The sequence below is a fragment of the Asticcacaulis sp. genome (assembly GCF_051954415.1).
GTDB lineage: Bacteria > Pseudomonadota > Alphaproteobacteria > Caulobacterales > Caulobacteraceae > Asticcacaulis.
Genome location: NZ_JBQCHT010000010.1, coordinates 39,638 through 53,464 on the forward strand (window position 1 = coordinate 39,638; position 13,827 = coordinate 53,464).

Consider the following 13,827-nt stretch of genomic DNA (forward strand, 5'->3'; position numbering starts at 1 on the left):
GACCACGGTCTAAACCGCGAGATTATCGATCAGGCGGGTCTTGCCGAGCCACAGAGCGGCGAGCAGGCGGCGCGATTTGGTTTCTGGCGTGATCTCGCCCAGCGTATCGGCGTCCCGCAGGGCGATATAGTCGACCTGGCCGAAACCGGCAGCTTGCAGCTCTATCTTGGCGGTATCGATCGTCATACGACCGTCGCGGATAGCTTCCAGCGCCTGATGCAGTTTCGGGGCGATGGCGCGTTCTTCCGGAGAGAGGTAGGCGTTGCGCGAGGAGAGGGCGAGGCCATCGGCTTCGCGCACGGTCGGCATCCCGACGATCTCGATGCCCATGTCAAAGTCGCGCACCATGGCGCGGACAACGGCCAGTTGCTGGAAGTCCTTTTCGCCGAAAACGGCCACGTCTGGCCGCACCTGGTTGAACAGCTTGGAGACCACCGTTGCGACGCCGGAGAAAAATTGCGGGCGGAAGTCGGTTTCCAGGCCAAGCGCCGGGCCGGCCATTTCGATCCGGCTGACGAAGTTTTTCGGATAGAGCACATCGACGGTCGGCAGATATACCAAATCGCAGCCCACGCCTTGCAGGCGGGCGATATCCCCGGCCTCGTCGCGCGGATAACGATCGAGATCCTCAGTAGGGGCGAATTGCAGCGGATTGACGAAGATCGACACCACGACCTTGTCGCACAGGGATCTGGCGTGGCGTACCAGTGCCAGATGGCCGTCATGCAGGGCGCCCATGGTGGGGACGAAGCCGATGGTGGCGCCGCCGGCGCGCAGGGCGGCCAGTTCGGCCTTCAGCGCGGGCAGGGTACGAGCACGGGCGATTTCGAAGGGTTTGGCGGTATCCGGCATAAGCGCTTTCCGAAAAGTGTAACGTACCGCGCCGGCGATCCGGTTTTGGGATTAAAAAGCGCGTATACTAGAAAGATTAGAGCGTTTCGGAAATGGTGATCAGATCGAAAAAGCTCTAATCACTTGTCCGTTATTAACCATATTCGCTAACCCTATTTTTGCGGGTCTGGCGCATAACCGGCCTTATGACTGATATGGCCCCCCTTCGTAAAGCTCTCATTTTGTGCGCTGCGGCGATGTGCGCCGTAAGCCTGACCGCCTGCGACAACCAGAATCTCAAGGAATCCCTGGCGAGGATCAAGGAAATTCCGGTTGATGACAGCGGCGCGAGCCAGTCGGAGGATGCGAAAAGCCTGAGCAAGGAAGACGTGCAACTGGTCGTCAACACCGCCAAGGATCTGACGGTTGGCAAGGGTGGTCTGCTGCATGACGGCGATGGCCCGATCGCCAGGCCGAAGGTCAGGATCGCCATTGTCGACCCGCTAAAAATGCCGACTGAGGCTAATGCGCCTCTGAAAACGGAAGGGCCGGTCTCTGCGCCGGCGCCGCAGCCCGTGACGAAGGTGGTGACCACGCGCGGCAATCGCGTCATTCAGGTGGGCTCGTTCGGGTCGGCGGAAGCGGCTCAGAACGCCTGGCTCGGCCTGCAGGCGCGCTATCCCGGCGTCGAGCAGTATCACCCCGTATACCAGAAAATCACCACCGCTTCCGGCAAATCCATGGTGCGGCTGAAGGTGGGGCCGGTGGCCAGCGAAGACCAGGCGCATTCGCTCTGCCTGCAACTGGATATCCGCGATAGCTGGTGCAGCAAGGCCAGCTAGACCTGAGCTGCGAATTGTGGTGAATAGCCACGCATGACGGGCCCACAGCATCGCGCGAACCTCAATCATATATTGTTCGACTTCGCCACGCGAATGATTCCGGCTGTGTTCGCCACCGTCATGTTCGCGGCCGGCACTCTGCTGCTGCTGTCGATCCTGACCCCTATCGATCCCGCCGTCATGCCGATGGTCCAGAAATGGCTGCCTCTCGGACTGGTCGAATTCTCGCACATTATCGGCCTGGTCATCGGCGTCATGATGATCTTCCTGGCGCGCGCCCTGTGGGAGCGTATCGAATCCGCCTGGTATCTGGCCCTGATGCTTTTCTGCGCCGGCGCTGTTCTGTCGCTGACCCGCGAACTGGCCCTGATCAACGCGGTGTTGCTGACCATTTGCGCCTTGCTGCTCATCCCGTGCAAGGGGGCTTTCAACCGGCGTTCGAACCTGCTCAGCCTGTCGATCAATCCCTTGTGGGCCTTCACCAGCCTGTTCACCCTGGGCCTGATCATCTGGGGCGGGTTTTACGTTTACCAGCATGTGCCCTATGCGCATTCGATGTGGATCGACTTCTCCTATCACGCCAATACCTCGCGCTTTCTGCGCGGTGTGGTTGTCATCATCGTCACCATTACGCTGATCACCCTCTATCGCCTGTTCGGCATCGCGCGCCAGACGCCGCCCATGCCGAATGCCGAGGATATGGAGCCGTTGAAAGCGGTTGTGTCTGGCGCCTCCAATCCGCAAGCCTGGCTGGCGCTTCTGCGTGACAAGCAGATATTGTGGAATGACGCCCGCACCGCCTTCATCATGTACGGTATTTCCGGCAAGCAATGGGTGGTGATGGGCGAACCGGTAGGGCCGAAAGCCGAGGCAACGGCGCTGTGCTGGGAACTGAAGGAAATGGCGGCCATGGCCAATGCCCGCCTCAGCTTCTACCAGGTCAGTCCGGCGCTTCTGCCCCTGGTGCTCGATCTGGGCCTGTGGCCGTACAAGATAGGCGAAGAAGCCATGGTAGATGTGCGGTGCTTCGATCTGACCGGCAAGAAGGGCTACGGTTTCCGCCAGACCCTGAAACGCTTCGAGGGATTGAACGCGACCTTTGAAGTCATTGCGCCCGAAGACCTGGAGCCGCACATGCCGCGTCTGAAACAGGTGTCCGATGCGTGGCTCAAAACCAAATCGGCCAGGGAAAAGAGCTATTCGCTAGGCTCCTTCAAGGCCGACTACATGCGCCTGACGCCAGTGGCGGTGGTGCGGCTGGAAGGCGAGATCATGGCCTTCGCCAATCTCTGGCCGACCCAGGATAAGACCCTGCTAACGCTCGACCTGATGCGCTACGACCCGGCTTCGCCGCCGAGCATTATGGAATATCTGTTCCTGCAACTGATCGCCTACAGCCGTGACCAGGGCTATGGTCACTTTTCGCTGGGCATGGCGCCGCTGGCCGGACTGGAAGCCAAGCCGCTCAGCCGGGCCTGGTACAAGATCGCCTCGGCGATTTACCAGTTCGGTGGCGATTTCTATAATTTTGAGGGCCTGCGCGCCTATAAGGAAAAATTCAAACCGAACTGGGAGCCGCGCTATTTCGCTGTGCCCGGCCAGGAAGCCGCCCTGATGCCGGCCCTGCTGGCGGTGGTGGCGCTCGGTTCCAGAAAACCGCAACGCGGCAGTGCGGTCAGATGATTTCCAGACTATTGGCCAGTCGCAGGCCCGTCTCGGAAAAGCTAAATCCGGTGGCGATAAACTCCACGCCGGCCTCGCGGGCGGCGTCATAGGCGCGGCCGAAACCGGGGTCGCAGTCGCGGGCGATATCGAAGCGCTGGCAGTCATCGCGCTGAACACAGAAAACAACGACGGCGCGATAGCCGCTCTTCACCATTTCGATCAGTTCATAAAGGTGCCTGGCGCCGCGTTCCGTCACGCAATCGGGAAATTCCGCCAGGCCCGGCTGCCGTGAGAAATGGACATTCTTGATCTCGATCCAGGCATCAGGCAGAAAGGCGTGGCCGCTGGCAAAGAGATCAATACGCGAATTGCGGCCGTATTTTTTCTCCGGCTGCAAGGTGGCGTAACCTGTCAGTTCCGTGATGGCGCCGGCCCTGATGGCTAACGGTATGACCCGGTTGGGCCACTGGGTGTTGACACCGACCCAGGTGCTATTATCTGCCCCATGTTCTTTTAGGGCCTCCAGCCGGTATTGCAGCTTTTTCTTCGGATCATTGAGGGGGGTGACCAGGGCCGGTGTGCCCGGCGTTAGCAGGCCCAGCATCTTGCCGGGGTTCGGGCAGTGTGCTGTAATGGTTTCTCCGGTATCAAGTTCGATATCGGCGAAGAATCGCTTGTATCTGGTGACGAGCCGCCCTTTTATGAGGCCGCTCATGCCGATAAGTGAATCTGATACCACTGGAGTCCTTCCCATGACGACCAATCCGACCGCCGCCATCCTGATTATTGGCGACGAGATACTGTCCGGGCGTACCACTGACTCGAATATCAATACAATCGCCCGGTTTCTCGGCGCGCTGGGTATTGACCTGCGTGAGGTGCGGGTGGTGCATGATGAAGCGGACCAGATTATCGAGACCGTCAATGCCCTGCGCAATGCTTATGAATATCTTTTCACCACCGGCGGTATTGGGCCCACGCATGACGATATCACCGCCGACTGCATGGCAAAGGCGTTCGGCGTCGATATCAGCGAACACCCGGCGGCGCTGAAACTGCTGATGGATCGGTCCATCGCCATGGGCTGGACGCTCAATGAAAACAGCCGCCGCATGGCGCGCATTCCGCATGGCGCGGAACTGATCAAGAACCCGGTTTCGGCCGCGCCCGGCTTCCAGTTGGGCAATGTGTTCGTCATGGCCGGCGTCCCCAAGATCATGGAGGCCATGCTGGAAGACGTGGCGCCGCGTCTGCGCACCGGCGCGCGCGTGCTGTCGCGCACCGTCAAGCTGTCCTATGTCGGTGAAAGCGCGGCAGCCGATGCCCTGCGCGAGATCAATGCGCGTTATCCTGAGCTGTCTCTCGGCAGCTATCCCTATGGCCTGTCGCTCGATGGCGCCTTTGGCACGCATCTGGTGGTGCGGGGCCGTGAGCCTGAACAGGTTGATGCTGCCACGAATGAACTGAAGGCGGCGCTAGTGTCAGTTGTCGAGGCCGGCAAGGCGCGCAATCCGCTGGCCGGTTTTGAAGAAATTACCGCGTAACTTTGAGGAATATCATGAAATTAGCTGTCACCGGCCTTGCCGCCGTTCTCGCCCTGAGCGCCCTGCCGGTTATGGCCAAACCAAAGCCAGTTCCTGTGGCGGCCTTGCCGGTGCCGGTCGAGGTTCAGGCGGCCGCCTTGCGTGACGACGCGCTGAAATCCAATGTCGCCTATGACTTCCTTTCCGAACTGACCACGCGCTTCGGCCCGCGGCCGGCTGGCAGCGATTCGGAAAAGCGCGCCGCCGAATGGGCCGCCGCGCATCTGAAGGAACTGGGCTTCCAGAACGTCCATATCGAGACCTTCCCGTTGCATGTCTGGGCGCGCGGTGGACAGGAAACCATCGCCATCACCGGTGAATTCGCCCAGCCCCTGGTCGGTGTGTCACTCGGCGGCACCACGGCCGGCGAGGTCGAGGCCGAAGCCGTCATGTTCGATACATATCAGGAATTTCTCGACTCCGCGCAGGACGTGACCGGCAAGATCGTCGTCATTCTCCAGCCAATGGCCAAGGCCAGCAATGGCTCCGGCTATGGCCGCATGTCGGGCACGGTGCGTGCCAAGGGGCCGATGGAGGCCCAGAAGCGCGGCGCGGTTGGCTTTGTCATGCGTTCCTTAAGCACTGACGGCAATCGCTTCCCCCATGCCGGCGCCTCGGCCTGGTCGGACGGCAAGGGCATCCCGGCCATGGCGATCAGCGCGCCGGACGCCTCGCAGCTTGGCCGCATCGAAGCCCTGCAAAAGGCCGGGAAAGGCGGACCGGTCACGATTCACATGAAGACGACCGGCCAGTTCCTGGGGCTCAAGACCTCGCAGAACGTGGTGGCCGATCTGGTCGGGTCTGAAAAACCGCAGGAAACCATCGTGGTCGGCGGTCACCTGGATAGCTGGGACCAGGGCACCGGCGCCATTGATGACGGTTCCGGCATCGCCATCACCATGGCGGCCGCCAAGGTGATGATCGATCATAATCTCAAGCCGAAGCGCACCATCCGCGTCGTTTTCTGGGGGTCGGAAGAAGTCTCTCAGCCCGCGGGCGATACCACCGAAACCGGCGGCGGGGCTTTCCGCGAGGCGCATAAATCGGAACTGGCCAACTACGTGGCGCACGCCGAGTCCGATTTCGGCGCCGACAAGATCAACAATTTCTCCCTGATGCCGACCGATGATGCGGCCTTCGTCGCCAAACTGGGCAATTTGCTTTATCCGCTGGGCATCTACCAGGACTCCAAGGCGACGCCGGGCGGCGGTGAGGATTCCGGCGCCATGAACGGTTTCGTGCCGGCCTTCGACCTCAACCAGGATGGCTATCGCTATTTCGATACCCACCATACGCCGAACGACACGCTGGACCGCATCGATCCGCAGCAACTGAGCCAGAACGTCGCCGCGTGGACGGCCACCCTGTGGCTGATGGCCAATACCGATGTTCGCTTCAAACTGCCGCCAAAGGACGCAAAGTAGGCTTTACGACTCCCTCCGTTTCAGGCAGAAGCATCCCCCTGCCTGCCTGGACATGCGGCCATGGCGAAATTGGTAGACGCAGCAGACTTAAAATCTGCCAGGAGCAATCCTATGCCGGTTCGACCCCGGCTGGCCGCACCACGCTTCGCCTTCGGCTATGCGTGGCGGAGCCATGCAGAGCCGATCTCAGGCGAAGCAGTGCCCGGCAAAGCCCGAAGGGCGACGACGGGCGGGAGGGGAAATTATGTGGTATGTTTATATCCTGCTCAGTATCGCATTCCCGCACCAGGAATATACAGGCGCGTCTGCTAATCTGAAACAACGTATCGCGGACCATAATGCCGGGCGATCTCATCACACAGCTAAATTCGCGCCGTGGGACTTGATTTGGTATTGTGCATTTCCGGACAAGTTAGCGGCCCTTGCATTCGAGACATATCTTAAATCTCATTCCGGCAGGGCCTTCGCCAAAAAGCGCTTGATAAAATAAAGGCCGGGCTGGTGACGGACTGCCTGTCACCGGAACGTCTTTACCACCGCACCATTCCGTGCCACCAATGTTGTCTGCGGCGCTAGATGTGTCCAGATTTCATTCCGTGTCAGCGGTGTTGAGGCCAGGATCACCACACGGTCATCGGGCGTCGTTTCCTTGGCGAAATCGACCTCCATGTCCTCGTCGATCAGGCTGGCCTGGCCGAAAGGCGCGCGGCGTTCCACATAGCAGAGTTTGGTCGAGCAACTGGCATAGAGGGCGCGGCCATCGCTCAGCAGCGCATTGAACACTCCCAATCCGCGCAGATCGGCGAACAGTCCGGCTATGGCGCGGGCCAGCACCGGGGCGGACGGGCGTTTCGGATACTGGCTGCGCAGGCGATCAAGCAGCCAGCAGAAGGCGTGTTCGCTGTCCGTCGTGCCGATCGGCGCATAAAAGGTCAGAGGGCGCTTCTTGATGCCTTTCAACTGGCCGTTATGGGCAAAGCTCCAGGCGTTGCCCCAGAGTTCGCGGCTGAACGGGTGGGTATTTTCCAGCGCCACCCGTCCACGATTGGCCTTGCGCACATGGGCAATGACTATCAGGCTCTTGATCGGATAGGACTTGATGAAACGCGCCAGTTCGGAATGGGCGCTGGGACTTGGGTCATGGATGCTGCGGCAGCCCTTCTGCTCATAGAAGCTGATGCCCCAGCCATCGGTATGCGCCCCCGTGGCGCCGCCGCGCTGCGACAGGGCGGCGAAGCTGAAACGCACATCGGTCGGGACATTGGCGCTCATCGCCAGAAGTTCGCACATGAAAGTCTCGTCAGAAGCAAAAGCTTGATAAGCCCCTTAAAAGCATAGATGTTTGCGCCTGGCCACAGAAGCCTTGATTTCGGATTGAATAAGTGTTCTTATTTTGTTCCCAAAATGAGAGCGCTGAATGCCTGCCTTGCCGAACCTGTCCCTGTTTGAAGACGACCTGATATCCGGCCTGGATTACAGGGACGACTATATCACGCCGGCCGAGGAGGCGGCCCTGATCGCCGTTATAGACACGCAAAGCTGGTCGATGGAACTCCTGCGCCGCCGGCAGTGGTATGGCTGGGCGCCGGATGACACCGCCTATGGCGCGCCGGACGAGTACCGGCCGCAACCCATGCCGGACTGGCTGCGCTGGCTGGCGGCGCGTCTCCATGCCGATGGCATTTTCGCAGGTGTGCCGGAGCGGGCCCTGGTCAATGAATATCATCCGGGGCAGGGGATTGGCGCACACAAGGACCGCGACACCGAACACATCAAATCCGTGGCCATTATCAGCCTGGGGTCTCCGATCATGATGGATTTCACGCGGCTGGGGCACGACACCCGCACGCAGTATCTCTATCCGCGCAGTCTGTTGACCATGCAGGGCGAGGCGCGGGAAAAATGGATGCACGGCATTACTGGCCGAAAGACAGACAAGGTCGGGGGATTGATCCTGCCGCGCCAGCGCCGCCTCTCGGTGACCTTCAGGCATGTCGAAACAACTTATTCCTCCCCTCTTGGAGGGGAGGTGTTGAGCAAGCGCAGCCGTTAGGCGAAGTGCGTCGAGACGGAGGGGTAACAACCGGTATTGATCAGGTTGCAGCGTTTTAAGCCTTGATCAGCGCTGTGCGTTCTTCGGGTGTTATAAAGCGCCATTGGCCTTCGGGCAGGTTGCCGATACGTAAATTGCCAATGCGGACGCGATAGAGATCGACCACGCGCAGCTCACACATGTCGCACATGCGGCGAATCTGACGGTTGCGGCCTTCCTTGAGGATGAAGGTCAGGGCCTGGTCGCCGGTCTGGATCACCTTGGCGGGCTTGAGCTTGCGGCCATCGAGCTCAAGGCCGTGACGCAGCCATTTCAGTTTTTCCTCGAAGATGTGGCCGCGCACCACGACGCGGTATTCCTTTTCCAGGTCGCTTTCCGGGCCGATGATCGCCTTGGCCAGCACGCCGTCTTCGGACAGGATCAGAAGGCCGCGCGAATCCTTGTCGAGCCGTCCGACCGGCGCCAGCTTGCTGTTTTGATCGGGATAGACATCTGCGGGGCCGAACACATTGGCGCGGCGGATCATGCGGATAGCGGGGGTTTCGCCCGGCTCCGGCTGGCCGGACACAATGCCGACCGGCTTGTGATAGAGGATGGTCATGCGGGCATCGAGCGCCGCCGCACCGCCCTGGTCGAGCGTCAAAGTCTGGCCCGGTTCGATCTTGTGGCCGGCGGAGGTGATGGTCACGCCCTCGATTTTGACCAGCCCGTCCGCGATCAGGCTGTCGGCTTCGCGCCGGGAACAGACGCCGCTTTGGGCCAGCCACTTGTTGACCCGTACCGGCTCATCGCCATCATATGTCTTCGTCACACTCATGCGCGTGTCCTACAGCCTGATTGCCGGGCGGGCAAGTCTGGGCTAGGCTCGACCGGATGACTTATGCGCTTTATTCCGACTGGCTGAAAACCGCGCCGCCGCGTGCCGAGATCATGCGCGGGCTGCATACGCGCTTTGAGCCGATCCGCCTGGACGCCGAAGGCGCGCAGGCTCTGGGCCTGCGCAATGGCATGCCGGGCGATGCCAAACTGGCCAAAGGACTCCTGGTCGGCGGTTATGACGAGGAGCGCGCCATCTATTCCGGACCGGTATTTGAAGCGCCGGGCGGGGCAGAGCCGCGCACGATCCATCTCGGTATCGATCTATTTGACGCCGCCGGCACGCCGGTTTTCGCGCCGCTGGCGGGTCGCGTCCACAGCTTCCAGGATAATGCCAATCCGAAAGACTATGGCCCGACGATTATTCTCGAACACAAAGTCACGTCAGGACTGATTTTTTACACGCTCTATGGTCACCTGAGCCGCGACAGCCTGGACGGTCTGTTTGCCGGAAAGCCCGTGGCGGCGGGCGAAAAAGTGGCACGACTGGGCGAAGCCGCGGTAAATGGTGACTGGCCGCCACACCTGCATTTCCAGCTTATCCTCGACATGCAGGGCAAGCGGGGCGACTATCCCGGCGTCTTCAAAAAGAGCGAGCGCGAACAATGGAAGCAAATCTGTCCCGATCCCGCCCCGTTGCTGGGGATTTGATAAGGCCCCTGCTGGCCGGCCTGTGCCTGCTGATGACCCTGGCCCTGCCGGCCTGCTCAAAGGCGGCATCGCCGGAGCAGATCGCCGCTGGCAAGGCGGTTTTTGCCGCCAACTGTGCGCTTTGCCATGACGCCAGCCCGGCCATGGGGACGTTCCAGGGGCCGCCGCTATTTGGCGTGGCTGGCCGCAAGATCGGCGGCGTGGCGGGCTTCGACTATTCCGATGCCCTGAAGGCGGCGCATGGCCGTGGCGAAACCTGGAATGAAAGCAGTCTCGATGCCTTCCTGGCCGATCCGCAGCAGGCCATGCCGGGCACGCAGATGCCGGTCAATGTGCCGGATGCCACCGATCGCCGCAACCTGATCGCCTACCTCACCAGCCTGAACGGTAAGACCGCTACCACAGCAAAGACGGTGACACCGGTCAGCGGCAACGGCAATTTCGATTGGCGTAAGGATGCACCGGGCGTCCTGCATCGGGTGACGGTGGCGGATTTACCGAAGCCCTTCGCCACCAATTCCGCTGGCAACAGCGCGCAATATGTCGCGCCATCGGCAAATTTCCGGCCGAAGGTGCCGGCTGGGTTTACTGTGTCGCAGTTCTCGCAGGATCTGGACGGGCCGCGCAATATGCGCATGGCGCCGAACGGCGATCTTTACGTGGCGGAATCCGGCCGGGGCCGCATCAGCGTTTTTCACAATCAGGGCGGCAGGCTCAGCGCCGCACGAGAGACCTTTGCCGAAGGACTGGATCAGCCGTTCGGCATCGCCTTCCTGAACGGTTATGCCTATATCGCCAATGTTGGCTCGGTGGTGCGGATTCCGATCGCAGGTGGCAAAGCTGAAACGGTGGTCGCCAATCTCTCGACGACCGGCGGCCATTCGACGCGCGATATCGCCATCTCGGCCGATGGCCAGTATATCTATGTCAGTGTCGGTTCCGCCAGTAATGTGGCCGAAGGTATCGGTAAGGCGCCGAAGGACTTCATCGCCGGTCATGCCCTCGGTGAAAGCTGGGGCAGCGAGGCAGGGCGGGCACTGGTTCTGCGTTTCCGGGCGGATGGCAGCGACCGCCACGTCTTCGCTACCGGCATCCGCAACTGCGTCGGTCTGGCTTTCAGGCCGGGCACGGATGACCTCTACTGCACGACCAACGAACGCGACATGCTGGGCGACAACCTGGTGCCGGACTATTTCACCCGCGTCACCGACGGCCAGTTCTTCGGCTGGCCGTGGTACTATCTTGGCGATCATGAAGACCCGCGCCAGGCGGGGGTGCGGCCTGACCTGAAAGGCAAGATCAGCCTGCCGGATACCCTGTTTGTATCGCATTCGGCGCCGCTGGGCTTTACCTTCTATCACGCACCGGCGGGCGCGGCCTTTGCTTTCCCCTCGCAATACGATGGCGCGGCCTTTATCGCCCTGCATGGCTCATGGAACCGTGCGGCGCGCACTGGCTCCAAAGTGGTGATCGCTCGCATGAAGGATGGGCGGCCGACCGGCGAATATGAGGACTTCCTGACCGGCTTTATTCTCGATGACCGGCATGTGTCGGGTCGCCCGGTCGGTGTGGCGGTCGGACCGGAAGGCGCGCTCTATGTGTCGGACGATGCGGGGAACCGTATCTGGCGGGTAGCGCCTGAATAGAAATTTCCGGCGCATTAGCGGTTCTTAAATGACCTTCGTATAGCGTCGGTTCATTCGATTTGCGTAGAAGGTTTACCTGTAATGGCCATGCCGGAAAAAGCTCAGATTATTCAAGTGCCAAACACCTTGCGCGCCAAGGTGGGCGGACGCCTGGGCGCACTGGATGCCCAGGCCGTCGCCAAGGCGGAAGCGGCCCTGGCCGATCTGTCCAACCATTTTGAAGACTGGTTGATGGATGAAATCAGGAAGCTGGAAGAGGTTCAGGCCCGGATCAAGGAAGAGGGGCTGAACATGGTCAATTCCGACCAGCTCTTTTATCGCGCCCATGATCTCAAGGGGCTGGGCACAACCTACGGGTTCCCGCTGATCACACGCGTGGCCGGTTCGCTGTGCAAGATGCTGGACGAGGAAGAAAAGCGCATGATTGCGCCATGGAAACTGGTTGAAGCCCACCTCGATGCCATTCGCGCCATTGTGCGCGGCCAGATCAAGACCGTTGATCATCCGACGGGCCTGATGCTGTCCGAAACGCTGGAAGCCCGTGTCAAGGAACACCTGGAAGCGGCTGGTTTGTATACCTGATCTCAGCAGTAAACTGAATAAAAGAAAGCCCCCGCCGGTAGGACCGGCGGGGGCTTTTCACTATAAACGCTGTCGTTTTAGTCCAGCGAAACGACCGTGACCGATTCCGGCGCCAGTTTCAGTACCACTTTACTGCCCTTCGCCGTGGCGGAAATGGCCTTGGGCACGACCGTGTTCGGCCTGTCGAAGGTGTTGATGCTGTCGATCTTCGGCGCCGTCAGGGTCTGGCCGGAGGCGGATTTCGCTTTCAGGCCGAGCGCTGTCAGGTCGACTTCGAGTGGCTGGGTCGGGTCGATATTGGTGATCGAGACATAGACCTTGCCGTCTTTTGCTTTCGCTGCGGCGATATCGGCCCGCGGCAGGGTGACGCCGCCGTGGGTATAGGTGCCGGCATCATAGGTGACCGGCAGGAAGGTGGCATCCTGCCACGGCACGTACATCTTGAAGACGTGATAGGTCGGGGTCAGCACCATCTTGTCGCCATCGGTCAGGATCATGGCCTGGAGGACATTGATCATCTGGGCGATATTGGCCATGCGGACGCGATCGGCATGACGGGTGAAGATGTTGATCGTCACGGCCGCCAGGACAGCATCGCGCTGCGAGTTCTGCTGGAAGAGGAAGCCGGGATTGGTGCCGGGCTCGTTCTTTAGCCAGGCGCCCCATTCATCGACCACGAGCGCCACCTTTTTCTGCGGGTCGTACTTGTCCATGATGGCCGAATGCTTGGTGACCAGCTCGTCCATGCGCAGGGCGGTCTTGATCACCTTGGCGTATTCGGTTTCATCGAAGCCGGAGGCCGGCTGGTAGGGCGGCCAGTTTTCGAAGCCCGAATAAAAGTGCAGGGAGAGACCGTCTATCTCCTTGCCTTGCGTGTCTTTCATGACCGTTTCGGTCCAGTTGTAGTCATCGACATTGGCGCCGGAAGCGATTTTCATCATGCGCTTGTCGCCGACCTGTTCAGGATTGTAGTTCTTGGCGTAGGTCGAGAAGGCGCGATATTCGTCGGCATAGTGTTCCGGCGTCATATTGCCGCCGCAGCCCCAGCTTTCATTGCCGATGCCGAGGAAGTTGACGGCGTAGGGCGCCGGGTGGCCGTTTTCACGGCGCGCCATGGCCAGGCTGGTTTCCTTTTCCGAGGTCATGTATTCCAGCCATTCGGCGGTTTCGCGCGGTGTGGAAGAGCCGACATTGGCCGAGACGTAGGATTCGGCGCCGATCTGGCTCAGGAAGTCCATATATTCATCGGTGCCGAAGGTATTGGGCTCGATCACGCCGCCCCAGTTGGAATTGAGCGTCACCGGGCGCGGACCTTTGCCGATGCCTTTTTCCCAGTGATATTCGTCGGCGAAGCAACCGCCTGGCCAGCGCACATTGGGCACCTTGATCGCTTTCAGGGCCGCCACGACGTCATTGCGGATGCCGCGGGTATTGGGGATGGGCGAATCCTTGCCGACCCAGATACCGCCATAGATGCCGGTGCCGAGGTGCTCGGCGAACTGCCCGAAGATCTGGCGGCTGATCGGCGCGCCAGGCTTGGTGGTGTCGACCATGACTTGGGTGACTGGGGTAGCGGCAGAGGCCGCGGCGCTCCAGCCGAAAGCCAGCAGGCCGAGCGCGGTTAAGGAAATAGCGTGATGACGCATGAAAAGAAACTCCCTGAAGTGTCCGGTA

General features: G+C 60.5%; 14 protein-coding genes and 1 tRNA gene. 10 read left to right on the top strand and 5 right to left on the bottom strand.

What is annotated here, in order from left to right; genetic code table 11:
- Window positions 1–9: 9 nt before the first annotated feature.
- The gene (gene panC, locus ACTHND_RS03275) at window positions 10–852 is read right to left on the bottom strand and encodes a pantoate--beta-alanine ligase (protein WP_440175870.1); all 843 of its coding nucleotides are present in this window, start codon (window positions 850–852) and stop codon (window positions 10–12) included.
- 236 nt (window positions 853–1,088) lie between these two features.
- Here panC and ACTHND_RS03280 point away from each other — a divergent pair, with 236 nt between their 5' ends.
- Together ACTHND_RS03280 and ACTHND_RS03285 are read left to right on the top strand one after the other, a co-directional pair.
- Window positions 1,089–1,673, top strand: coding sequence for an SPOR domain-containing protein (locus tag ACTHND_RS03280; protein ID WP_440175871.1), 585 nt, complete (start codon window positions 1,089–1,091; stop codon window positions 1,671–1,673).
- A 33-nt stretch (window positions 1,674–1,706) separates the two neighbouring features.
- On the top strand, window positions 1,707–3,356 hold the full coding sequence (locus ACTHND_RS03285; protein WP_440175872.1) for a phosphatidylglycerol lysyltransferase domain-containing protein: 1,650 nt from the start codon (window positions 1,707–1,709) through the stop codon (window positions 3,354–3,356).
- Here ACTHND_RS03285 and sfsA read toward each other — a convergent pair.
- Window positions 3,349–4,053: a DNA/RNA nuclease SfsA gene (gene sfsA / locus ACTHND_RS03290; RefSeq protein ID WP_440175873.1), complete on the bottom strand. Its 705-nt coding sequence runs from the start codon at window positions 4,051–4,053 to the stop codon at window positions 3,349–3,351. The two genes, ACTHND_RS03285 and sfsA, sit on opposite strands and share 8 nt — an antisense overlap.
- 37 nt (window positions 4,054–4,090) lie before the next feature.
- Between sfsA and ACTHND_RS03295 the strand changes: the two genes are divergently transcribed.
- The 4 genes from ACTHND_RS03295 (at window position 4,091) to ACTHND_RS03310 (ending at window position 6,835) form a co-directional block, all read left to right on the top strand.
- Complete coding sequence (locus ACTHND_RS03295) at window positions 4,091–4,882, top strand: competence/damage-inducible protein A (protein ID WP_440175874.1); 792 nt, start codon at window positions 4,091–4,093, stop codon at window positions 4,880–4,882.
- Window positions 4,883–4,896: 14 nt separating this feature from the next.
- Window positions 4,897–6,345 carry a M20/M25/M40 family metallo-hydrolase gene (locus ACTHND_RS03300; RefSeq protein WP_440175875.1) on the top strand — a complete coding sequence of 483 codons (1,449 nt, stop codon included), beginning with the start codon at window positions 4,897–4,899 and terminating at the stop codon, window positions 6,343–6,345.
- A 54-nt stretch (window positions 6,346–6,399) separates the two neighbouring features.
- Window positions 6,400–6,486 (top strand) — tRNA-Leu (locus tag ACTHND_RS03305).
- A gap of 103 nt (window positions 6,487–6,589) precedes the next feature.
- Window positions 6,590–6,835: a GIY-YIG nuclease family protein gene (locus ACTHND_RS03310; RefSeq protein ID WP_440175877.1), complete on the top strand. Its 246-nt coding sequence runs from the start codon at window positions 6,590–6,592 to the stop codon at window positions 6,833–6,835.
- A 26-nt stretch (window positions 6,836–6,861) separates the two neighbouring features.
- On the opposite strand, the gene ACTHND_RS03315 is transcribed toward ACTHND_RS03310, so the two are convergent.
- Window positions 6,862–7,635, bottom strand: coding sequence for a class II glutamine amidotransferase (locus ACTHND_RS03315; RefSeq protein ID WP_440175878.1), 774 nt, complete (start codon window positions 7,633–7,635; stop codon window positions 6,862–6,864).
- A gap of 127 nt (window positions 7,636–7,762) precedes the next feature.
- On the opposite strand from ACTHND_RS03315, the gene ACTHND_RS03320 reads away from it, so the two are divergent.
- Window positions 7,763–8,398 carry an alpha-ketoglutarate-dependent dioxygenase AlkB gene (locus ACTHND_RS03320; protein WP_440175879.1) on the top strand — a complete coding sequence of 212 codons (636 nt, stop codon included), beginning with the start codon at window positions 7,763–7,765 and terminating at the stop codon, window positions 8,396–8,398.
- Window positions 8,399–8,453: 55 nt separating this feature from the next.
- On the opposite strand, the gene ACTHND_RS03325 is transcribed toward ACTHND_RS03320, so the two are convergent.
- Window positions 8,454–9,215 carry a pseudouridine synthase gene (locus ACTHND_RS03325; protein WP_440175880.1) on the bottom strand — a complete coding sequence of 254 codons (762 nt, stop codon included), beginning with the start codon at window positions 9,213–9,215 and terminating at the stop codon, window positions 8,454–8,456.
- Window positions 9,216–9,271: 56 nt separating this feature from the next.
- On the opposite strand from ACTHND_RS03325, the gene ACTHND_RS03330 reads away from it, so the two are divergent.
- The 3 genes from ACTHND_RS03330 to ACTHND_RS03340 all read left to right on the top strand — a co-directional run bounded on the left by ACTHND_RS03330 (window position 9,272) and on the right by ACTHND_RS03340 (window position 12,153).
- Entirely contained in the window at window positions 9,272–9,925 is a 654-nt protein-coding gene (locus ACTHND_RS03330) for a peptidoglycan DD-metalloendopeptidase family protein (RefSeq protein ID WP_440175881.1), read from the top strand.
- Window positions 9,922–11,571: a PQQ-dependent sugar dehydrogenase gene (locus ACTHND_RS03335; RefSeq protein ID WP_440175882.1), complete on the top strand. Its 1,650-nt coding sequence runs from the start codon at window positions 9,922–9,924 to the stop codon at window positions 11,569–11,571. The genes ACTHND_RS03330 and ACTHND_RS03335 overlap by 4 nt, the downstream gene beginning before the upstream one ends.
- A gap of 87 nt (window positions 11,572–11,658) precedes the next feature.
- Entirely contained in the window at window positions 11,659–12,153 is a 495-nt protein-coding gene (locus ACTHND_RS03340; protein ID WP_170828374.1) for an Hpt domain-containing protein, read from the top strand.
- 77 nt (window positions 12,154–12,230) lie between these two features.
- Here ACTHND_RS03340 and ACTHND_RS03345 read toward each other — a convergent pair whose 3' ends face one another.
- On the bottom strand, window positions 12,231–13,799 hold the full coding sequence (locus tag ACTHND_RS03345; RefSeq protein ID WP_440175883.1) for an alpha-N-arabinofuranosidase: 1,569 nt from the start codon (window positions 13,797–13,799) through the stop codon (window positions 12,231–12,233).
- Window positions 13,800–13,827: the final 28 nt, after the last annotated feature.